Here is a 21040-nt window from a genome sequence, read left to right as displayed (position 1 = left end):
GGCTAACAGCTAACCCTGGACGGCTAGCGCCCGCCCGCCACTGCGGCGTTCGTTCGGGGGCGAAGCGTCCCGACCACGCCTGTGTAGAAGGCGTTCGGCGGGCGCTCGACTCGCCCTTGTCTGGAGGGCGATGGTGACCCGGAGCCCACTACCCCCTGGATACGAGGCGTGTCCGCCCGAGCGGCAGCGCCGTGCCCTCCGCCCTGACGATGACAATGGGCAAGCCGAAATCCATCCGGCGACGCCCGCCACCGCGCACCTCGTGGCCGAAGAAGCCGGCGTCGCTGCACGCCAAGAACAGCATGCGTCGCTCTTGGCGCAGGTAGCGCACGAGGCTGGAGTGTGGTTCCCCCTGCAGGCGGGCAATCCGCCAAGGCACGCCTGCGCCTTCCAACTCGGGGAGATGCGGCGCGAGCAACTCGCGGACAGTGTCCTCCGACTGGAAGGTCACGAGCGTCAGGGTCGACTGGATTTCGCGACAAGTGTCGGCGGCATAGCGGATCACTGCCGGGTCCAGGGTCGCCCCGAGGTACAGACCGACCTGCTGCCTGAGCCCCGGCAGCGGGGTGACTGTCGCGGCCTGGCGCAGCAACATCGAAGTTGCGGTTGGTGTTGCAGGGACGGGTTTGACGGACATCCCGAGGACCCTGTCCTTGTCGATGCCCGGGAGCATCTCTCCGACATCGGCGTAAGCGAGGGCGGCCAAAGCCTTCTTCAGCTGGGCGATGAGTCGCTTCATCGTGTTTCTCCAGAGAACTGAGCCGAATCCAGCCCTATTCCAGCAATCCGCGCGCCAATGCGCTTCAATGCGGCAACCCGCTGTTTCTGAATGCGGCCTTGGTGAACTGCGAGAGGGTTCAGTCGTTGCGTAACGCAACGCCGTTAGCATTCAGATCGGTACGCACTCAAGCTTGCCTAGCGACTCGCCGGAGTGTTACAAAATGCAACGTCCAATGTTGCATGCTGCAACCGATTACCGCGCGCAATCCATGACCAGCCTGCGCCGCAAGATCACCTTCGGCTACTTCCTCGCCGCCGGGGCCGTGCTGGCGTTGGCGCTTCTGCAGTTCGCGGTCCTTGGCCTGGTGGAGCGAGGCCTGGCGAGAGGCGAGGCGGTGGCCGACCTGCTCCAGGACAGCCTGGAGATGCGCCGCAACGAGAAGAAGTACTTCCTCTCCGGGGATGACGCGGACCTCTCGGCCGCGCTCGATCATGCCGAACGAGGGCTCGCCCGCCTGCGGGACCAAGCCAAGCTGTTCAACCGACTGGCCTCGCCGGCTGAGCTTGGGCAGCTCGAAGCGAGCCTGACCCGCTACCACGAACTCTTGACCAGCTACGCGACCGCCTCGCGCGCCGAACGGGAGGGCATCAGCGAGCAGGCGCGCAGTGCCGGCCACCTCGCCTCCCAAACGGCGAAGATCCTCAGCCGGCGCGAGCGTGACGAGCTCACGGCCAAGGTTGAGCGGTCGGTGAACGCCCTGATCGCTTTCTCGATCCCGGCGGTGATCCTGGTGCTGGTGGGCGGGCGAACCCTCGCGGCCCGTATCCTCTCGCCAATCAAGGCACTAGAGACGGACCTCAAACCGATCGGCGAGGGGCGCTATCGGCACCTCGCGCTTCCCACCATGGACCGCGAGATCGTCTCCTTCACCCGCACCTTCAACAGCATGCTGGCCGAGCTTCAGGCCCGCCAGGATCAGCTGCGTCATTCCGAGCGCCTCGCCTCTCTCGGCACCCTGGTCTCGGGGGTTGCCCACGAGCTCAACAACCCGCTTGGCAATATCTCTTCGTCGACGCAGCTGCTCATCGAGGGGGGCGAGGCCACCCCCGCTGAGCAGCGGTGTACCTGGCTCAGGCAGATCGAGGGCGAGACCGAACGCGCCCGCGGCATCGTGCGCACCCTCCTCGATTACGCAGGCAAGGAGCCGCTGCGCCCCCGCCAGATGGAGTGCGTTGCCCTGGAGGAGATTCTCGTCGCCGCCCGCGCCTCGGTGGCCCGCAGCGCCACGTCCATCGCGCGAATCGTGCTCGATGTGCCGCCCGAGCTGGTCCTGATCGCCGATGAGGAGCGTTTGCGGCAGGTCTTCATTAACTTGATGAAGAACGGTCTCGATGCCTGTGGGCCGACAGGTGCTCTGCGGGTCAGCGCCCAGCTCAGCACCTGGGCCGCGAGCACACCCGACGCCGCCGCTTGGACCTTGGGGGGCGAGCCGCTGGCGCGCGACCCCGAGCAGCCCCTGATCCTGATCCGCGTCGAGGACGACGGCCCGGGCATCCCGCCCACGATCCTCCCGCGTGTCTTCGATCCCTTCTTCACCACGCGCGAGACGGGGCTTGGCACCGGCCTTGGGCTCTACATCGTGCAGGAGATCGCGCAGGAGCACGGTGGCTGCGTCAGCGCCGAGAACCGCCCGCAGGGCGGCGCCCGCTTCACGCTCTGGCTGCCGACCAGCTGCGATCAGGCGGACGCGTGACCCAGCCGCTTGGCGTCCCGACCCGCCTCCTCGTGATCGACGACGAGGCGATCGCCCTCGAGAACCTGGTCCAGATCTTCGAACGCGAGCCCTACCAGGTTGTGCCATGTCCGACCGGGACCGCGGCGCTCGCTGCCCTGGAGCGCGAGCCCTTCGATGTGGTCCTGACGGATCTGCGCATGCCGGAGGTGGACGGCATGAGGATCCTGCAGCACGCCCGGGCCCTTTGGCCCGACATCCAGGTGATCCTTGTCACCGGCTATGCCACACTGAACTCCGGGATCGAGGCGATGAAGCAGGGCGCCTACCATTACATCGCCAAACCCTATCGTCTGGACGAGGTGCGCGAGGTCGTGCGCGGCGCCGCTGAGATGGCACGTTTGAAGCGCGAGAACCGCGAGCTGCGCGAGCAGGTCGCGTCGACCACCGGCCAAGGGACCATCGTCACCCAAGACCTGGGCATGCAACGGCTGTTGGCAACCGCGCGCCAGATCGCGCCAACCGACTGCAACGTCGTGATCACCGGCGAAAGCGGCACCGGCAAGGAGCTCCTGGCCCGCTATCTGCACCGCCACAGCAACCGGGCGGACAGCCGCTTCTTCGGGGTGAATTGCGGGGCACTGCACGAGGACCTGTTGGCGAGCGAGCTCTTCGGGCACGAGAAGGGGGCCTTCACCGGGGCCATGGCTCGCAAGCTCGGTCTGATCGAGGCGGTATCCGGCGGGACCCTCCTGCTCGATGAGGTCGCGGAGATGCCGATGGCGATGCAGGTCAAGCTCCTGCGCGTCATCCAGGAGCGCGAGCTGCTGCGTGTCGGCGGTCACGAGCCGGTGCCGGTGGACGTGCGGTTGATCGCCGCCACCAATCGCCCGTTGGAGGCCGCGGTCGCTACCGGGCGGATGCGCGAGGACCTCTTCTTCCGCCTGAACGTGGTCAACCTGGGGGTACCACCGCTGCGCGAGCGACGCGACGACGTGCCGCTGCTGGCCTACTATTTCCTGCGGCGCCACGCCGTCACCATGGGGAAGGAGGTCGACGAGATCGCCCCCGAGGCGATGCGTCTGCTTGCTGGCTACGACTACCCGGGCAACGTGCGCGAGCTGTCGAACTTCATCGAGCGTGGCGTGGCGCTCGCCACCGGACGCGAGCTGCTTCCCACCCATCTCCCCGAGGCCCTCACTCGGCTGGAGGTGCGGGTGATGCACCCGATCGAGGCGGGCGGCCTGCCGACCCTGGAGGCCCAGGAAGAGCAGTTGATCCGCGCGGTCCTCGTGCGCACCTGTGGCAACCGCACCCGTGCCGCCGAAATCCTCGGGATCGACCGGGTGTCCCTGTGGCGCAAGATCAAACGACTGGGCATCGATGTGTGAGCCTGTGGACTGCGCAGTCGTGAAGGTGATCCGGCCACCTATCGAGACCCACGACATGGCCGATCTGCCTTGGGGTCGGGCTACTGCGCGACTGGCCTGGCACACCATTGCTCGCTCCCGGCGGTCGCTTGGCTTTGGCGAACGTCGGCGAGCAAGATCGCGCCGTCGAGTCGAAGGTTGTGTGTCGACGGCGCATCACGTAACGTCAACCAGCCCCATTGGAAACCTAAGGATATTCGACGACGAACACTGTTATGCTCTAGGAGTCGAGAATCCCTGACGCCACCCGCGCTGACCGATGAGCCTGCTCGAGAAGATCCACGCCTGCAACCATTGGGATCCCGCCGATTACGTCCCCTTCGTCGTCGCCGGTGAACGACTGGGGCTGACCCGCCGGGGCTTCGCCGAGGCCCTGGCCGCCGAGGACCGCGACTTTAGGCTTGACCGCGACGGCCTCGTCTGGTGGTCGGCGCCGACCGAGTTCGACGCGCGCTCGGCGCAGTTCGCCGCGATCCTCGCCCGGCTGGTCGACGCCGGCCTGATCGGGCCGCTGCACCGCGAGCCCTACCCGGTCACGGCGGGCGGGCGCGGGCAAGCCCGCTTCCTGATCGATCGCGCCGCGGCCCCGTGCTTCGGAGTCCGGGCCTTCGGCCAGCATCTGAACGGCTACGTGCGCACGGCCGCCGGGCTCGAACTCTGGGTTGCCCGCCGCGCGTGGGACCGGCGGCACTATCCGGGGCACCTGGATCACCTGGTCGCCGGCGGACTGCCCTGGGGCGTGTCGCTGAGCGAGAACCTGCGCAAGGAGTGCCACGAGGAGGCCGGACTCGACCCGGAACAGGCGGACCGCGCGCGACCGGTTGGCGCCGTGACCTACTGCCGGGCCTCGACCTCCGGGCTCAAGCCTGACGTGATCTACTGCTATGACCTCGAGTTGCCGGCCGATTTCGTGCCCCACTGCACCGACGGCGAGGTCGCGGCTTTCTATCGCTGGCCGGTCGACGAGGTCCTGGCGATCGTCCGCGATAGCGACGACTTCAAACTCAATTGCAATCTGGTCATCATCGATTTCCTGATCCGCCACGGACTGATCGGCCCCGAGGAGCCGGACTATCTGGCGCTGGTCCAAGGGCTGCGCGCACCGCTACCATAGCCGGGGGCCGGACCGCGGCGGCCCCATCCCGAGCCGACGCGGACCCGCCGGTCCGGATCGGTTCCTTCCCGCCGACCATCACAGACAGCCACCATGAGTACCTCAGCGATCCAACGTCACCCCACCCTACCGGTCCGCATCGGCGACATCGTCGTCGGCGGTAACGCCCCGATCGTCGTGCAGTCGATGACCAACACGGACACCGCCGATGTCGCGGCGACCGTGACCCAGGTCGCCGACCTCGCGCGCGCCGGCTCCGAGCTCGTGCGGATCACCGTCAACAACGAGTCGGCCGCGAAGGCCGTCCCGCGGGTCCGCGAGGCGCTCGACGCGCGCGGGATCGGGGTCCCGCTGATCGGTGACTTCCATTTCAATGGGCATCGGCTCCTGACCGATTACCCAGCCTGCGCCGAGGCCCTCGCGAAGTATCGGATCAACCCGGGCAATGTCGGTCGCGGCGAGCGCCGCGACAGCCAATTCGCGACCATGATCGAGATCGCGTGTCGCTATCGGCGGCCGGTCCGCATCGGCGTCAACTGGGGCAGCCTGGACCCGGAGCTCATCGCGCGGATGATGGACGAGAACGCCCGGTCCGCCTCGCCGAAGCCGGTCGATGCCGTGATGCGCGAGGCGATGGTGCAATCGGCGCTCGAGAGCGCAACGCGGGCCGAGGCGCTCGGCTTGCCGCGCGACCAGATCCTCTTGTCGTGCAAGATGAGTGGGGTTCAGGACTTGATCGCCGTCTACCGTATGCTGGCAGCGCGCGGGCCTTACGCGCTGCACCTCGGCCTGACCGAGGCCGGCATGGGCTCGAAGGGTATCGTCGCCTCGACCGCGGCGCTCGCGGTTCTGCTGCAGGAGGGGATCGGTGACACGATCCGCGTGTCCCTGACGCCGGAACCCGGCGCATCGCGGACCAACGAGGTCGTCGTCGCCCAGGAGATCCTGCAAACCATGGGCCTGCGGTCCTTCACGCCGATGGTCACGGCCTGCCCCGGTTGCGGACGGACGACGAGCACGCTGTTTCAGGAACTCGCCCGCGACATCCAGGACCACCTGCGTGCGCAGATGCCGATCTGGCGCGAGCAATTCCCCGGGGTCGAAACGATGCAGGTCGCCGTCATGGGATGCGTGGTCAACGGACCCGGCGAGAGCAAGCACGCCAATATCGGCATCAGCCTGCCCGGCACCGGCGAGCGCCCGTCGGCCCCGGTCTTCGTCGACGGCGAGAAGGTCACGACCCTGAAGGGCGACAGCATCGCCGAGCAGTTCCTGCGTCTGGTCGACGACTATGTCAAGACGCGCTATCGCGTACGCTAGCGATCAGTAATGGTTTATCCTGACACCAAGCCACGACCAACACGACCTGAAAGCACATGACCGACACCGCTTCCCACGAAGACCCATTGCTCGTCGCCGGCCAGAGCTACGGTTCCCGCCTGCTGGTCGGCACCGGCAAGTACCAGGATCTCGAACAGACCCGGCTGGCTGTCGAGGCGAGCGGCGCCGAGATCATCACGATCGCGGTACGCCGCACGAACATGGGCCAAGACCGCGACCAACCGAACATCCTCGACGTCCTGCCGCCCGATCGCTACAGGATCCTGCCCAACACGGCCGGGTGCTACGACGTCGATTCGGCGGTCCGGACCTGCCGCCTCGCGCGGGAACTGCTCGATGGCCACAACCTGGTCAAGCTCGAGGTCCTCGGCGACGAACGCACCCTGTTCCCGGACGTGGTCGCCACGATCCAGGCCGCCGAGACGCTGGTCAAGGAGGGCTTCGACGTCATGGTCTACACGAACGATGACCCGATCGTCGCGAAACGGCTCGAAGAGATCGGCTGTGTTGCGGTCATGCCGCTCGCGGCGCCGATCGGCTCCGGGCTCGGGATCCGCAACCCACTGAACATCCGCACCATCGTCGAAAACGCCCGGGTCCCGATCCTGGTCGACGCCGGGGTCGGCACGGCGTCGGACGCCGCTGTCGCGATGGAGCTTGGTTGCGATGGGGTCCTGATGAACACCGCGATCGCCGCGGCGCGCGACCCGATCATGATGGCCGGGGCGATGCGCAAAGCCGTCGAAGCGGGGCGCGAGGCCTACCTGGCCGGCCGCATGCCAGCCAAGCGATTCGCGTCGGCCTCGTCGCCGATCGAGGGGCTGTTCTTCTGATCCGCTCGCTGACCATCCGCTCCGCCATGCCGGAACCGCCTCGCGCTCTGGATCCGCGCCCGCACCGGCCGATCCGCAGCTTCGTGCTGCGCGAGGGGCGTTTGACCGCGGCCCAACAGCGTGCGTTCGTCGACCTGTGGCCGCGATTCGGCGTCGACTGGGGCGGCGATGGGCCACTCGACCTCGGCGCCTTGTTCGGCAACGATCAGCCGGTCGTCGTCGAGATCGGATTCGGTAACGGTGCCGGGCTGGCCGAGCTCGCCGAACGCCACCCGGAACGCAATTACCTCGGCATCGAGGTCCACCGACCGGGTATCGGCCACCTGCTGCTCGAGGGCGAACAGCGCGGCCTGCAAAACCTGCGGATCCTGCGCCACGACGCGGTCGAGGTGCTGACGCAGGGTCTAGCGCCCGCCAGCCTGGTCGGCGTGATGCTCTACTTCCCCGACCCCTGGCCCAAGAAGCGCCATCACAAACGCCGGATCCTGAATGAGGCCTTCGTCGCTCAGGTCGCCCGCGTACTGCAACCCGGCGGCCTGTTTCACGCCGCCACCGATTGGGAGGCCTACGCCGAGCAGATGCTCGCAATCCTGTCGGCGTCCGCCGCCTTCGAGAACGCCGCGGGCCCCGGCCGCTACGCGCCACGACCCGACGAGCGCCCAATGACCCGTTTTGAACGGCGTGGCCTCGGGCTCGGTCACCCGGTACGCGACCTGGTCTTTCGCCGCCGCTGACGGCCACCCAACGGAACGACCGCGACATGGCGGCCGTCTCGCGCACCGGCCCGCCCCGCCCTTTCCCGCTGGCCGGCGCCTGTCCGCATCTGGTCGCGGACGCGGCGCCAACGCCCTTCCCCGCGCAACGGGACGTTCGGGGTTAGAATGACGCCATGACCGCGTTGAACCCGACCCCCTATACGAACCTGACCCCGGACCGGGTGCTCGATGCTATCGAAGACCTCGGGCTCGTCCCGGACGGGCGTCTGCTCGCGCTCAACAGCTACGAGAATCGCGTCTATCGGATCGGCCTCGAGGACGGATCCCCGGTCGTGGCCAAGTTCTATCGCCCCGGGCGCTGGTCGGACGAGCAGATCGAAGAGGAGCATGGTTTCACGGCCGAATTGGTCGAGCGGGAGATCCCAACGATCCCGCCTTTGGTCATCGGTGGACGCACCCTGCACCACTTCGAGGGCTTTCGCTTCACCCTGACACCCATGCGCGGTGGTCGGACGCCGGAGCTCGAGGACACCCAAGTCCTCGAATGGCTCGGACGCTCGATCGGGCGCATCCACGCGGTCGGCGCGCGGGTGCCGTACCGCCATCGCCCGACGCTCGACATCGCGACCTTCGGCGAGGCACCGCGCACGCTGCTGTTCGCCGAAGGCTGGATCCCGGCCGATCTGGACACCGTGTTTCGCAGCGTGCTCGATCAAGCACTGGACGGGGTACGCACTCGGTTCGGGCTCGCGGGCGAGATCCGCACGCTGCGCCTGCACGGCGACTGCCACCTCGGCAACCTGCTCTGGAACCAGGACGGCCCGCTGTTCGTCGACCTCGACGACACACGCATGGGACCGGCGATCCAGGACCTGTGGATGCTGCTGTCGGGGGACCGTTTCACGATGAGCGGACAGCTCGCGCATGTGCTCGCTGGGTATGAAGCCTTTCACCCTTTCGACTACCGGGAGCTCCATCTGATCGAGGCCCTGCGCACGCTGCGCCTGATCCATCATTGCGCCTGGCTCGCCCGCCGCTGGGAAGACCCGGCCTTCCCGATCGCCTTCCCCTGGTTCAACACCCAACACTATTGGCAGGACCTGATCCTGCAACTGCGCGAGCAGATCGCCGCGATGGAGGAGGGTCCGTTGTGGCCAAACTGAGAGGGTGTGAGCAAACCCCGACTGACCGCGGACGCTGGGCAACGGCGCCGGCTCGAACCGTCGTGCGACAACGACCATCATGTCCGGGCACGCCTTGACGATCACCTCGAAGCTCATGTCCGTCGTCGGATACCTGGTCCTCGGACTGGTCCTGCTCAACGGCTTGATGTTCCTGGCTCAGCCCTCGATGGTCTTCATGCCGCACAGCCGGATTCATGCCACGCCTGGGGACTGGCGGATGAGCTACGAGGACGTTTGGTTCACCGCGACCGACGGTGTCGAACTGCACGGCTGGTACATCCCCGCGCCCGTGCCCCGAGGCACCCTGCTCTTCCTTCATGGCAACGCCGGAAACATCTCTCATCGGCGCGATTCGATCGCGATCTTCCGGCGACTCGGCCTGAACGTCTTCATCCTCGACTATCGCGGGTACGGTCAGAGCCGCGGCGCACCGAGCGAACGCGGCCTCTACGCCGATGCGCTTGGAGCTTGGATCTACTTGACCGAGGAACGCGGCATACCGGCGGACGATATCGTCATCTTCGGCCGCTCGTTGGGCGCCATCGTCGCGACGCACTTGGCCTCGCAGGTCGACAGCCGGGCCCTGATCGTCGAATCGGGTTTCACGTCGGCGGCCGACATGGCCCGCCACAGCTTTCCGGTCTTGTCCAGCCTGGTGTTCTTGCGCTTCGACTTCGATGCCGTCGGCCGAATCGCTCATGTGGATGCGCCGGTCCTAGTGCTGCATAGCCCGGACGATGAAATCATCCCTTACGAGCTCGGTCGAAAGCTTTACGCGGCAGCGCGCGAACCGAAGGAGTTCGTGGCGCTGCGCGGGGACCACAACAGCGGGTTCTTGCGATCCCAGCCGGCCTACGAGCAATCCCTCGCGGCGTTCCTTGCAAACCATCGCGGGAGCGGCGGGACCCCTTGAACCCGACTGACGAACCCAATGCCAAGGAGTTTTGCCATGTCGAATGAGAATCCACGCAACCGCATCGTCGAAGAAATCACGGTCTCGGGTCACGAACTGGTCGATAAGGTCAAGCAGTTGATCGCCGAAGGCAATGTTCGGCGGCTCATCGTACGCAAGCCGAACGGCGAGGAGCTGATCGAGATCCCGTTGAACGCCGGCATCGCCGTCGGTGGGCTGATGACGGTGATGGCCCCCGTGTTGGCCGCCCTCGGCGCGATGGCCGCGCTGGTTGCGAACTTTCGCGTCGAGATCGTTCGCCGGACCCCCGACGAACCGCCGAAGGAGATCCCGGAGCGGCTCGACGAGCATGATCCCCGTTGACGCCTTGCCGGCCCGTGCGGCGAGTGCAACCCGAACCCAACGGAGCCGGTCACGTCCGCGGGTGGCGAAGCGCACTCGCAAGGTTTAGTATCGACTCCCGAATTTTTCGCCGGATCCAGCCAGTTCCTGGTCGGATCCGGCCCGACTAGACCACAACGAAGAGGAGAGGCCTGCCATGTCAGAACAAAAAATCTATGCGATCCGAGAGTCGATCGCCGCGAAGGCCCACATCAACCAGGAACGGTACGAGGCGATGTACCAGCGCTCGGTCGACGACCCGGAGGGCTTCTGGGCCGAGCAAGCGGAACAATTCGTCACCTGGTTCAAGAAGTGGGACAAGGTGATGGATTTCAGCTTCCAGGCCGATGACCTGCACATTCGCTGGTTCGAAGGGGCCAAGCTCAACATCGCCTACAACTGCCTCGACCGGCACCTCGAGACGCGCGGCGACCAGGTGGCCATCATCTGGGAAGGCGACGATCCGACCGAGGACCGGAGCCTGACCTACCGCGAACTCCACGGCGAGGTCTGCAAGCTCGCGAACGTGCTCAAATCGCGCGGCGTCGCGAAAGGCGACCGCGTCTGCATCTACTTGCCGATGATCCCCGAGGCGGCCGTCGCGATGCTCGCCTGTGCGCGGATCGGCGCGGTGCACTCGATCGTCTTCGGTGGCTTCTCCCCCGACAGCCTGCGCGACCGGATCCTGGACTCGGACTGCCGCACCCTGATCACGTCCGACGAAAGCGTCCGCGGCGGCCGGCACGTGCCGTTGAAGAAGAATGCGGACACCGCGCTCGCCGAGTGCCCGAACGTCAACACGGTGCTGGTCGTGCGGCGCACCGGCGGTCAGATCGCGTGGGATGCCGCGCGTGACGTCTGGTACCACGAGGCAATGGCCAATGCCGCCACCGAATGCCCGGCCGAGGAGATGGACGCCGAGGATCCGCTGTTCATCCTCTACACCTCCGGCTCCACCGGCAAGCCGAAGGGCGTGCTGCACACGACCGGCGGCTATCTGGTCCATGCGGCGATGACGCACAAGTACACCTTCGATTACCAGGACGGCGAGGTCTACTGGTGCACGGCCGATGTCGGCTGGGTCACCGGTCACACCTACATCGTCTACGGTCCGCTGACCAACGGCGCCATCTCGCTGATGTTCGAAGGGATTCCCAACTACCCGGACGTCTCGCGCTTCTGGCAGGTGGTCGACAAGCACAAGGTCGCGATCTTCTACACGGCCCCGACCGCAATCCGGGCTCTGATGCGGTCCGGCGAGGAACCGGTCAAGGCCACCTCGCGCGCGTCGCTGCGGATCTTGGGCTCGGTCGGCGAGCCGATCAATCCCGAGGCCTGGGAATGGTATCACCGCGTCGTCGGCGACGAGCGCTGCCCGATCGTCGACACCTGGTGGCAGACCGAGACGGGCGGCCATCTGATCACGCCGCTGCCCGGCGCCACGCCCTTGAAACCGGGCTCGGCCACACGGCCCTTCTTCGGAGTCGTGCCGGCGCTCGTCGATCCCGCCGAGGGTACGCTGATCGAAGGTCCCGGCGAAGGGGCCTTGGTACTGAGCCGCTCCTGGCCCGGACAGATGCGCACCGTCTATGGTGACCATCAGCGCTTCATCGAGACCTACTTCAAGCAGTACCCGGGCTACTACTTCACCGGTGATGGCGCCCGGCGCGACGAAGACGGCTACTATTGGATCACCGGCCGCATCGATGACGTGCTGAACGTATCCGGGCATCGGCTCGGCACCGCCGAGATCGAATCGGCGCTGGTGCTCCACCCGCATGTCGCCGAGGCTGCCGTCGTCGGCTACCCGCATGACATCAAGGGTCAGGGCATCTACGCCTATGTGACCCCGATGACCGGCGTCGAACCCACCGACGCGCTGAAGAAAGAATTGGTGGCGCTGGTCCGCGGCGAGATCGGCCCGATCGCGACGGTCGATATCATCCAATGGTCGCCGGGGTTGCCGAAGACCCGCTCGGGCAAGATCATGCGGCGCATCCTGCGCAAGATCGCCTCGAACGAAGTCGACTCGCTCGGGGATATTTCGACGCTGGCCGACCCGAGCGTCGTCGAGGATCTGATCAACAACCGCGCGAACAAGTAACCGATCCTCACCTCCTCACCGCTCGCCGAGGCCGATTCAGCCGCCTCCGCGCGCGGCCCGTCCCGAGAGCGGATCGGGCGACCAGGTTCGTCGCCCCTTCCGCGATCGGCCTTCTCGGTTTGCCCCGCTCGACATTCGACCCGGCGTACTGGTGATCAGTCGGTCGATTTACTTACATCAAGCACCGGGGCATCCGGCCTCTCGACCCCTCTTGACACACTGATCGATAGCTCTCAGGTAAACACGATTCTTTATCTTCAGAGGTTTCAAAACTTGAATTCCGGACTGCGAGTGGGCGTTTTCGTCGACGCCGAGAACGTTCGTTACAACGGTGGTTATCAGATGCGTTACGACGTGCTGCGGCGCTACGCGGCACGCTCCGGTGGCGAACTGCTGCGATTGAACACTTACATGGCTTTCGATTCGGAACGGGCGCGCGAGGACTACGAGTACGCAAAAAAGGCGCGCGCCTACCAGCAAATGGTCCGCGACTTCGGATGGAAGATTACCGTCAAGACCGTTCGGCGCTACACCGATGACAATGGGAATGTCACGACCAAGGCCAACGCCGATCTAGACATGGCCGTCGATGCGATGCTGCAAGCCAGCATGCTCGACAAGGTTCTGCTGGTCACCGGGGACGGTGATTTCCTGCAGGTCGTCAACGCGCTACAGAACCGCGGGTGCCGCGTCGAACTGATCGGCTTCAAGAACGTATCGCGGCAGCTGCAACAATCAGTCGACACCTTCTACTCGGGCTATCTGATACCGGATCTGCTGCCGATCCCCTATGAACCGCGCAATGAATGGGGCAAGGTCGGTTCCTGCGTCCGCGGGGTCTGCACCAAATGGTTCCCGGACAAGGGCTATGGGTTTCTGCGTGTCCTGGACCACATCTCGCCCAATCTCTGGATCACCGATCCACGGGATGAAGGATCTCCGTACATCAGCGTCTTTTGCCATGCCAATGAACTGGCCGAAGACGTCACCGAGGATCTGGTGTTGAATCGCGAAACCATCCTGGAGTTTTATCTGAGCGAGAGCGAACAAAAGGATAATGGCTTCGTTGCCAGTAATGTCCGCCTGGCCTTCTCGATCAATCGGTAGAAGCCGGCGCGTCCGGTGGGTGGGCGGACTGACCAGGTAGAAGTCCGGGTCTTGGGGTGAGACAGGCTTCACACCCGCATCCTTCGACTCAGTCTATGGGCACATACACCGATGAAATTGATCGACAACCTGGAAAGACTCCTCGAACAAGGCCAGGACACGCCGCTGATGCGGTACGGCCTTGGCAACGCCTACTTCAATCAAGGTGCCGCGGCGCAAGCCCTTCCACATCTCGCCGAAGCCGTCAGACAGGATCCCGGATATTCCGCGGCCTGGAAGCTCTACGGCAAGGCGCTCGCCGCGACCGGAGAACATGAACAGGCCGTCGCGGTCTTCGACCGCGGGATCGCGGCGGCCGAGGCGAAAGGAGACATCCAGGCCGCGAAGGAGATGCGCGTCTTTCGCCAGCGCTCGGCGAAGGCCTTGGACTGAGCCGGCCATCGCAAGCACGCGGAATGCCCCACACCGGTTGAGAAAATCCGAACTACCCCGGACGCACCAGCTCGCACGCGCAACTTCGCCCGGCGACCACTCCGGCGCGGCCCGGACAGTGCGTGCCAGGCCATTTTCGCATCAGAGCCAACCCCATCATTCCCGCGAATCGGGTATGCTTGGGCGCGTCATCGTGCGAGGAGCGACCATGTCCAAAACCGAGGAAACCATCCGCTTCAGCGTGTCTCTGCCGCGCTCGCTGCTCGAGGAGATCGATCAGCGCGTTGTCGGACGAGGTTACGCGTCGCGCTCGGAACTGGTCCGCGACCTGATCCGGGAGCGGATGGTCGAGGATGCTTGGACGGCTGGCACCGAGGAGGTCAGCGGGGTATTGACGATCGTCTTCGATCACCATCAGCGGGATCTGGCGCAGCAGGTCCTCGATATCCAGCATCGTGACTACGTGCACGTGGTTGCAACCACCCACGTCCACATGGACCACCACAACTGCCTGGAAGTCATCATACTGCGTGGCCAGGCCGATCAAATCGAGCGCTTGAGCATCGAGATCGGCGGCCTGCGCGGTGTGCGACTGGCGAAACTGACGAAGGCGTCCCGGCTCACCGCTTGACTGTCATGCCCGCTGCCGAGGCACCCCAAAGGATGAAAGGAGCCACGGAAACTCACGGATCGAATCAGCCATGTGCCGACTTGTCCGTTACTTGGTCTTATTCCGTGTCCATCGGTGCGCATCCGTGGCTTTGTGTTCACGCTGAGGACAGAGGAGGCCCTGATCGGCACGGAAGTCGACAGCGCGGTATCCGGCTGCCTATCTTTTGGTCGCCGATCGCGACGGAACGGGGTATCCTTGCCCCGCGCGGGCAGCTTGTAACGTTACCAAGCGCCCTTACAGGGCGCACCCGGTGAGCCCCCGGCTGTCGATGCCGAGCAGGAAGAGATAGCGATTGACGATGCTCTCGGCCGCCGGCAGCGCGTTCGGATCCTCACCGGGATACAGGCGAACCCGCAGCCCGCTGCGGACGGCGCCGGGATCGAGGCTGTTGACCCGGATGCGGCCGGCCGAGCGGGTCTCGTCGGCAAGCGTCTGCATCAGCCCTTCGATGCCGAACTTGGCCGCGCCGTACGCCCCCCAATAGGCCCGTCCCTGTCGGCCGACGCGATCGGCGCTGAAGACGATCGAGGCCTCCTCCGCCGCCCTCAGCAACGGCAGGCAGGCGCGCGTGAGCAGGAAGGGAGCGGTCAGATTCACGCGCAGGACCTGCTCCCAGTCACCGGCGCCGAAGTCATCGATCCGGCTCAAATAGGGGGTGTAGGCCGCGCAATGCACCAGGCCATCGAGTCGCCCGAATTCCTGCGCCAAGGTCTCGGCGCACCCGAAATAGGTCGTCTCGGTGGCCTTGTCGAGGTCCAACGGCAGGATCGCGGGTTGCGGATCGCCGGCGGCCTCGATCTGATCGTAGACCGGTGCCAGCGCTGGCTCGTCGCGATCGGACAGGACCAAAGTCGCCCCATGCCGCGCGCAAGCGACGGCCACGGCGCGGCCAATGGTATCGGCCACGCCAGTGATCAGGATCACGCGACCCTTCAACAGGTCCGCGGCCGGCTGATACGCGGCGATCCGGCTGGTTGCTTCGGCTTCCGTCTGCATCGGATCTCGCCTCCTCAGGTGTCGGCGTCGAGCCGGCAGGTCGCCAGGTAGTTCACGTCGAGTCGCCGCTTCTCCAGCCTGTATTCCTGGTTCAGTGGGTTGTAGGTCATGCCCGTCAAATCGGTGACCTGCATGCCGGCGTCGCGGACCCAAGCGGCCAATTCCGCGGGGCGAATGAAGCGCGCGTAGTCATGGGTGCCCTTCGGCAACATCCCGAGGATGTACTCGGCACCGACGATCGCCATCAGGTAGGATTTCGGGTTGCGGTTCAGCGTCGAGAAGAAGACGTAGCCGCCCGGCCGGACCAGGGTGGCACAGGCGGCGACGACCGCGGCCGGATCCGGCACGTGCTCGAGCATCTCCATGCAGGTGACCACGTCGAAGCTCGCCGGACGCTCGGCGGCCAGGGTCTCGACCGGCACCAGGCGGTAGGTCACCTCGACGCCAGATTCGAGCGTGTGCAACTCGGCGATGCGCAGGGGCATCTCGCCCATGTCGATGCCCATGACGCGCGCACCGCGCAGCGCCATGGCTTCGGCCAGGATGCCGCCGCCGCAACCGACATCGAGGACGTCGCGCCCTTGAAGCCGCGCCGCCTGATCGATGTAGTCCAGACGCAGCGGGTTGATGTCGTGGAGGGCCTTGAACTCGCTGTGAGGATCCCACCAGCGCGAAGCGAGTTCCTCGAACTTCCGGATCTCGGCGTGATCCACGTTGTGGCTAGTCTGTGTCATCGTCTGCCTCGGCTGGCCGCCGGGCACGGGCCGGCGGTACGAAATCGGGGTGGTTGGCCGTGAGTCGGGTCACTGATCGACGAATTCTAACCCAAGTCGGCGGCGGACCCCGGCATCGCCTAGCAATCGGCATCCGGTCTGTCGATGAGGCTTGCCTTCGCCGTGAGCGACCCTGACACTACAAAGGCTGTGTATCGCCTTGCGAGCCGTTGTGAATCGCCTACTCAAGTTTTTCATCCCCGTCCTGATCCTGGCCCTCGGTGTGGGCGTGTTCCAGTACCTCCAGCAGACGCGTCCGGAACGTCCAACGCCGGAGATCCGCGAGCGGGTCTGGCGCGTCGAGACCGAACGGATCGAACCACGCCGCCTATCGCCGACTCTGGAGCTCTATGGTCGTGTCGAGACGCCCGATCGCTTGCAGGTCGCTGCCCCCGCGGCGGCCCGCGTGCTGCAGGTCGCGGTCCGCGAGGGCGACCGGGTCGCGCCGGGACAGCGGCTGCTCGAGCTCGACCCGCGAGATTTCAGCCATCGGCTGGCGCAGGCCCAGGCGCAGGTCGATGAATTGCAGGCTCAGATCGACAGCGACACGCAACGCCACCTCGGGGATCTCGCGGCCATGGAGCAGGAACGCGCGCTGCTGGCCATCGCCGAGGACGGCGTCGCGCGCGCGCAGCGACTGGCGACACAACAGGTCGGGTCGCAGACCGACCTCGACACGGCGCGCCAGGAGCTCGCTCGACAGACGCTCGCGGTCGCGCAGCGCGATACCAGCTTGGCGGACTTCCCCGCCCGCCAGCGCGCCCTGCTGGCTCGGTTACGGAGCGCGCAAGCCCGTCTCGACGAGATCGCGCTCGAGATCGAACGGGCGCAATTCGCCGCGCCTTTCAGGGCCATCATCGCAGAGGTGAACGTCACCACCGGTGACCAGGTGCGCCGCGATGATGTGCTGCTCAGCCTGTACCCGCTGGCCAGCCTCGAGGTCCGGGCGCGCATCCCCACCCCTTTCCAGGAGGAACTGGCGGCATCGTTGGACCAGATGGGTTACCTGCCGGCCAGCGCGCACGTCGGAGAGCAGGTGCTCCCGCTGCGGCTGGTTCGGTTCGCCGGGGATGCGACGACCAGCGGGGTCGATGCACTGTTTCGGCTCGAGGGTGAGACGGGGCTGTTGCGGGCCGGCCAGATGTTGGTCGTGCACCTCGAGCGGCGCGCCGTCGATGATGCCATCGCGGTGCCCTTCGGTGCCGTCTACGGCGGCGAGCGCATCTACCGGCTCGTCGACGGTCGCATGGAGGGCGTCCGAGTACGGCGCCTCGGGAGCTGGTACGACGAGCACGGCGATGAGCGGCTCCTGGTCCAGGCGCCGGCTCTGACGGCCGGCGACGAGCTGATCGTGACCCACATGCCGAACGCCATCGACGGCCTGCGCGTCGAAGCCCGGCGATGAATACCAACGCACGGGATACGGGTCATCGCCGCGACCTGATCGGGCTCTTCGCTCATCACAAGGTCGCCGCGAACCTGTTGATGGTGCTGATGATCCTGAGCGGCGTCTTCGCGCTCGATCGCCTCAACGTCCAGTTCTTCCCGAGCTTCGACCTGGACGTCGTCACGGTGCGGGTGATCTGGAGCGGGGCCAGCGCCGAGGACATCGAAGAAGGCATCACGACGCCGTTGGAGCAGCGCTTGCGCGCGGCCGACAACCTGCGCCGGATGACCTCGACCTCGACGCAGGGGATCTCCGCAATCACGCTGGAGTTTCGCGAGAACATCGATCCGCTGCTGGCGCTCGATCAGGTGCGGCGCCTGGTCGATGATTTTCGCAACCTGCCGCAGGACGCCGAAAAGCCGGAAATCGCGCTCGTGACCCGGTACGAATCGGTCGCGCGTTTGGTCCTGACCGGCGTCGACCGGCCCGACGAGATGCGCCACCTCGCGCGTCGCTTCGAGGCCGAGCTGCTCGAGCGCGGCATCGACACGATCGATCTGCGCGGGCTACCGCCGGAAGAGATCAGCATCCAGGTCGATCACGCCCGCCTCACCGAGCTGGGGGTGGGGCTTCCGGAGATCGGCGAACGGGTGGCGGCGTCGAGCCGCGATCTGCCGGCGGGCGCCATCGGTCGCGGCGAGGCGGCGCGCGAGCTGCGCAGCCTCGATCGCCGCCGGGACGAGGTCGAATTCGGCCAACTGCCGGTCAAGGCCAGCGAAACGCTGACGGTCCAGCTCGGCGACATCGCGACGATCGAACGGGTCCCGCGCGACGGCACGCTCCGGCTGTCGGTCGACGGACGGCCGGCGGTCGAGATGGTGTTGCAACGAGCCGAATCCGGAAACTCGCTGACCGCGGCCCGGATCCTCGAGGACTGGCTGGCCGAGACCCGCCCGCAGCTGCCTCCGGGGGTCGAGCTGCTCGTTTACGACGCCTCGTGGGAGCTCATCCGCGATCGCATCATGCTGCTCGTGACCAACGGGCTCGGTGGACTGGTGCTGGTGGTCGCCATCCTGTTCCTATTCTTGAGCGGCCGCGTCGCCTTTTGGGTGGCCTGGGGCATCCCGGTCTCGTTCCTGGCGACCCTGTTCATCCTGTACCTGTTTGGCGGCAGCATCAACATGCTGAGCCTGTTTGCGCTGATCATGGCGCTCGGCATCATCGTCGACGATGCGATCGTCGTCGGCGAGGATGCGATGGCCCATCACCAGATGGGCGAGGCGCCTTTGCTGGCGGCCGAGGGCGGCGTGCGGCGCATGCTCGCGCCAGTCGTCGCCTCGTCGCTGACGACGATCGCCGCCTTCCTGCCGCTGATGCTGGTCGGCGGCACCATCGGCAACATCCTCGGGGTCATCCCCCTGGTGATCGTGGCCGTGATCCTCGCCTCGCTGATCGAAAGCCTGCTGGTGCTGCCGGGGCACCTGCGCACGGCCTTCGTGCACAGCCACAAGATCCAACCGCGGTCGCTGCGCGCGCGGCTCGATCGCGGCTTCGAGCGCTTTCGTGACCAGGTGTTCCGACCCCTGGTCACGGTCGCCGTCCATCACCGATTCGCGACCATCGCGGCGGCGATCGCCGCGCTGCTGATCGCGCTCGGGCTCTTTGCCGGCGGCCGCCTCGCCTTCGTCTTCTTCCCGACGCCGGAAGGCCAGATCATCACCGCGAACGCGACCTTCGTCGCCGGAACGCCACGCGCCCAGGTCGACGCCCTGTTGCGCCACCTCGACGAGACCCTGTGGGAAACAGAGCGGGCGCTGGATCAGGGGCAACTGGTCAACCTCGCCGTCGCCTACCATGGTGGCCGCATCGCCGGCGGCACCGGCGATCAACTCGGCGCGCTGCAAGTCGAGCTAGTGCCTTCGGATGCGCGCGAGATCCGAAACGAAGCCTTCATCCGCGCCTGGCGCGAGCGGATCGAGCTCCCACCCGGAATCGAGAGCTTCACGGTCACCGCCCGGCGCGGCGGCCCTCCGGGACGCGACCTGACGGTGCGGCTCTATGGGGCCGATTCCGAGACCCTGAAGGACGCAGCGCTCGACCTGGCCGAGGTCTTGAGGGGCCTGCCCGGCGTCTCGGCCATCGAGGACGACATGGCCTTCGGTCGCGAACAGATCATCTATTCGCTGACGCCGGCGGGCCAAGCCCTGGGCCTGACGATTCTCGACCTCGGAACCCAACTGCGCACGGCCTTCGAAGGCCAGCTGGTGCAGATCTTTCAGGACGGTGCCGACGAGGTCGAGGTCCGCGTCAAGCTGCCGCGAGCCGAACGGGACCGGCTCGGCAGCCTCGAACGGATGAACATCCGGTTGCCGGACGGCTCGTCCGTCCCGCTGACGACCGTCGCCGACTGGAGCACGCGACGCGGCTTCGAGGTGCTGCGCCACGCCGAAGGGCAGCTCGCGGTCGAGGTCTCGGCCGATGTCGACGCCGCGCTGAACAACGCCGTGGCCATCACCGAGGACCTCGAGGAATCCGTGCTCCCGGCGCTTCAGACGCGCTACGGGCTGCACTATTCGTTCGAGGGCCGGTCCGCCGATCAACGCGAGACGCTCGAGGATCTCCGCAAAGGCGTCGTGCTGGGCCTGATCCTGATCTACGTGATCCTGGCCTGGGTCTTCGCGTCCTACTCCTGGCCCCTGGTCGTCATGACCGCGATCCCGTTCGGGTTGACCGGTGCCCTGCTCGGCCACTGGATGATCGGCATCGACGTGACCATCCTGTCGTTGTTCGGGATGTTCGGCTTGTCGGGCATCGTCATCAACGACTCGATCATCCTCGTCAAGTTCTACCAGCAACAGCTCGAACAGGGGCTTGACCCGCGCGAGGCCCTGATCGAGGCTGCCTGCCAACGGCTGCGCGCAGTGCTGCTGACATCGCTGACGACGATCGCCGGGCTGACACCCCTGTTATTCGAGAAATCCGTGCAGGCCCAGTTCCTGATCCCGATGGCGACCTCGATCGCATTCGGGCTCGGGTTTGCGACGCTGCTCATCCTGCTCGTCGTTCCGGCTATGCTATCGATTCATGAGAGTCTGCACCGGCGCTTGGGCCGACTCGTCGGGGCCGTGGCATCGACCCGCTGACACGGCACCGGCGTGATTACGGCAACGCCAACCAACTACCCACAGATTTGGAAGCACACG

At 66.1% G+C, this 21040-nt stretch carries 18 protein-coding genes; 15 read left to right on the top strand and 3 right to left on the bottom strand.

All coding sequences use genetic code 11. The annotated features are described in order from the left end of the window. Positions 1-148: 148 nt before the first annotated feature. Positions 149-739, bottom strand: a complete 591-nt coding sequence (locus tag ABC977_RS13995) for a hypothetical protein (protein ID WP_369667885.1) — start codon at positions 737-739, stop codon at positions 149-151. Between the two features lie 202 nt (positions 740-941). Here ABC977_RS13995 and ABC977_RS13990 point away from each other — a divergent pair, with 202 nt between their 5' ends. The 13 genes from ABC977_RS13990 (at position 942) to nikR (ending at position 14639) form a co-directional block, all read left to right on the top strand. After that, on the top strand, positions 942-2474 hold the full coding sequence (locus tag ABC977_RS13990) for a sensor histidine kinase (RefSeq protein ID WP_369667884.1): 1533 nt from the start codon (positions 942-944) through the stop codon (positions 2472-2474). Further along, complete coding sequence (locus ABC977_RS13985; RefSeq protein WP_369667883.1) at positions 2471-3844, top strand: sigma-54-dependent transcriptional regulator; 1374 nt, start codon at positions 2471-2473, stop codon at positions 3842-3844. The genes ABC977_RS13990 and ABC977_RS13985 overlap by 4 nt, the downstream gene beginning before the upstream one ends. Positions 3845-4142: 298 nt before the next feature. Then, positions 4143-4997 carry a DUF4743 domain-containing protein gene (locus tag ABC977_RS13980; RefSeq protein ID WP_369667882.1) on the top strand — a complete coding sequence of 285 codons (855 nt, stop codon included), beginning with the start codon at positions 4143-4145 and terminating at the stop codon, positions 4995-4997. A gap of 93 nt (positions 4998-5090) precedes the next feature. Continuing rightward, positions 5091-6317, top strand: a complete 1227-nt coding sequence (gene ispG, locus ABC977_RS13975) for a flavodoxin-dependent (E)-4-hydroxy-3-methylbut-2-enyl-diphosphate synthase (RefSeq protein WP_369667881.1) — start codon at positions 5091-5093, stop codon at positions 6315-6317. Positions 6318-6373: 56 nt separating this feature from the next. Next, entirely contained in the window at positions 6374-7171 is a 798-nt protein-coding gene (locus tag ABC977_RS13970) for a thiazole synthase (protein WP_369667880.1), read from the top strand. Positions 7172-7197: 26 nt separating this feature from the next. Continuing rightward, positions 7198-7905: a tRNA (guanosine(46)-N7)-methyltransferase TrmB gene (gene trmB, locus ABC977_RS13965; RefSeq protein ID WP_369667879.1), complete on the top strand. Its 708-nt coding sequence runs from the start codon at positions 7198-7200 to the stop codon at positions 7903-7905. 155 nt (positions 7906-8060) lie between these two features. Further along, positions 8061-9050: a serine/threonine protein kinase gene (locus tag ABC977_RS13960; protein WP_369667878.1), complete on the top strand. Its 990-nt coding sequence runs from the start codon at positions 8061-8063 to the stop codon at positions 9048-9050. 79 nt (positions 9051-9129) lie between these two features. Then, a complete protein-coding gene (locus tag ABC977_RS13955) occupies positions 9130-9984 on the top strand; it encodes an alpha/beta hydrolase (protein WP_369667877.1) in 855 nt (284 codons plus the stop codon). Positions 9985-10020: 36 nt separating this feature from the next. Next, the gene (locus ABC977_RS13950) at positions 10021-10347 is read left to right on the top strand and encodes a DUF4342 domain-containing protein (protein WP_369667876.1); all 327 of its coding nucleotides are present in this window, start codon (positions 10021-10023) and stop codon (positions 10345-10347) included. Between the two features lie 175 nt (positions 10348-10522). Next, positions 10523-12469, top strand: coding sequence for an acetate--CoA ligase (acs, locus tag ABC977_RS13945; RefSeq protein ID WP_369667875.1), 1947 nt, complete (start codon positions 10523-10525; stop codon positions 12467-12469). 273 nt (positions 12470-12742) lie between these two features. Continuing rightward, entirely contained in the window at positions 12743-13576 is an 834-nt protein-coding gene (locus ABC977_RS13940) for an NYN domain-containing protein (protein WP_369667874.1), read from the top strand. 111 nt (positions 13577-13687) lie between these two features. Next, positions 13688-14008: a tetratricopeptide repeat protein gene (locus tag ABC977_RS13935; protein ID WP_369667873.1), complete on the top strand. Its 321-nt coding sequence runs from the start codon at positions 13688-13690 to the stop codon at positions 14006-14008. Positions 14009-14216: 208 nt separating this feature from the next. Then, the gene (gene nikR, locus ABC977_RS13930) at positions 14217-14639 is read left to right on the top strand and encodes a nickel-responsive transcriptional regulator NikR (protein WP_369667872.1); all 423 of its coding nucleotides are present in this window, start codon (positions 14217-14219) and stop codon (positions 14637-14639) included. A gap of 276 nt (positions 14640-14915) precedes the next feature. On the opposite strand, the gene ABC977_RS13925 is transcribed toward nikR, so the two are convergent. Together ABC977_RS13925 and ubiG are read right to left on the bottom strand one after the other, a co-directional pair. Next, entirely contained in the window at positions 14916-15677 is a 762-nt protein-coding gene (locus ABC977_RS13925; protein ID WP_369667871.1) for an SDR family NAD(P)-dependent oxidoreductase, read from the bottom strand. Between the two features lie 14 nt (positions 15678-15691). Further along, positions 15692-16411 carry a bifunctional 2-polyprenyl-6-hydroxyphenol methylase/3-demethylubiquinol 3-O-methyltransferase UbiG gene (gene ubiG / locus ABC977_RS13920; RefSeq protein WP_369667870.1) on the bottom strand — a complete coding sequence of 240 codons (720 nt, stop codon included), beginning with the start codon at positions 16409-16411 and terminating at the stop codon, positions 15692-15694. A gap of 211 nt (positions 16412-16622) precedes the next feature. Between ubiG and ABC977_RS13915 the strand changes: the two genes are divergently transcribed. Together ABC977_RS13915 and ABC977_RS13910 are read left to right on the top strand one after the other, a co-directional pair. Continuing rightward, the gene (locus ABC977_RS13915; protein WP_369667869.1) at positions 16623-17855 is read left to right on the top strand and encodes an efflux RND transporter periplasmic adaptor subunit; all 1233 of its coding nucleotides are present in this window, start codon (positions 16623-16625) and stop codon (positions 17853-17855) included. Further along, the gene (locus ABC977_RS13910; RefSeq protein WP_369667868.1) at positions 17852-20980 is read left to right on the top strand and encodes an efflux RND transporter permease subunit; all 3129 of its coding nucleotides are present in this window, start codon (positions 17852-17854) and stop codon (positions 20978-20980) included. Before ABC977_RS13915 ends, ABC977_RS13910 begins: the two co-directional genes overlap by 4 nt. The last annotated feature ends 60 nt before the right edge of the window (positions 20981-21040 follow it).

The organism is Thioalkalicoccus limnaeus (genome assembly GCF_041197575.1).
GTDB classification, from domain to species: domain Bacteria; phylum Pseudomonadota; class Gammaproteobacteria; order Chromatiales; family Chromatiaceae; genus Thioalkalicoccus; species Thioalkalicoccus limnaeus.
The sequence above is the reverse complement of the archived record's forward strand: the minus strand, read 5'-3'. Positions and strand labels throughout refer to the sequence as shown.

Bases quoted from the DNA above. Each gene is read 5' to 3' on its own strand.
- ABC977_RS13995 (WP_369667885.1), bottom strand. From the start codon at position 739: ATGAAGCGACTCATCGCCCAGCTGAAGAAGGCTTTGGCCGCCCTCGCT.
- ABC977_RS13990 (WP_369667884.1), top strand. From the start codon at position 942: ATGCAACGTCCAATGTTGCATGCTGCAACCGATTACCGCGCGCAATCC.
- ABC977_RS13980 (WP_369667882.1), top strand. From the start codon at position 4,143: ATGAGCCTGCTCGAGAAGATCCACGCCTGCAACCATTGGGATCCCGCC.
- ispG (WP_369667881.1), top strand. From the start codon at position 5,091: ATGAGTACCTCAGCGATCCAACGTCACCCCACCCTACCGGTCCGCATC.
- ABC977_RS13970 (WP_369667880.1), top strand. From the start codon at position 6,374: ATGACCGACACCGCTTCCCACGAAGACCCATTGCTCGTCGCCGGCCAG.
- trmB (WP_369667879.1), top strand. From the start codon at position 7,198: ATGCCGGAACCGCCTCGCGCTCTGGATCCGCGCCCGCACCGGCCGATC.
- ABC977_RS13960 (WP_369667878.1), top strand. From the start codon at position 8,061: ATGACCGCGTTGAACCCGACCCCCTATACGAACCTGACCCCGGACCGG.
- ABC977_RS13955 (WP_369667877.1), top strand. From the start codon at position 9,130: ATGTCCGGGCACGCCTTGACGATCACCTCGAAGCTCATGTCCGTCGTC.
- ABC977_RS13950 (WP_369667876.1), top strand. From the start codon at position 10,021: ATGTCGAATGAGAATCCACGCAACCGCATCGTCGAAGAAATCACGGTC.
- acs (WP_369667875.1), top strand. From the start codon at position 10,523: ATGTCAGAACAAAAAATCTATGCGATCCGAGAGTCGATCGCCGCGAAG.
- ABC977_RS13935 (WP_369667873.1), top strand. From the start codon at position 13,688: ATGAAATTGATCGACAACCTGGAAAGACTCCTCGAACAAGGCCAGGAC.
- nikR (WP_369667872.1), top strand. From the start codon at position 14,217: ATGTCCAAAACCGAGGAAACCATCCGCTTCAGCGTGTCTCTGCCGCGC.
- ABC977_RS13925 (WP_369667871.1), bottom strand. From the start codon at position 15,677: ATGCAGACGGAAGCCGAAGCAACCAGCCGGATCGCCGCGTATCAGCCG.
- ubiG (WP_369667870.1), bottom strand. From the start codon at position 16,411: ATGACACAGACTAGCCACAACGTGGATCACGCCGAGATCCGGAAGTTC.
- ABC977_RS13910 (WP_369667868.1), top strand. From the start codon at position 17,852: ATGAATACCAACGCACGGGATACGGGTCATCGCCGCGACCTGATCGGG.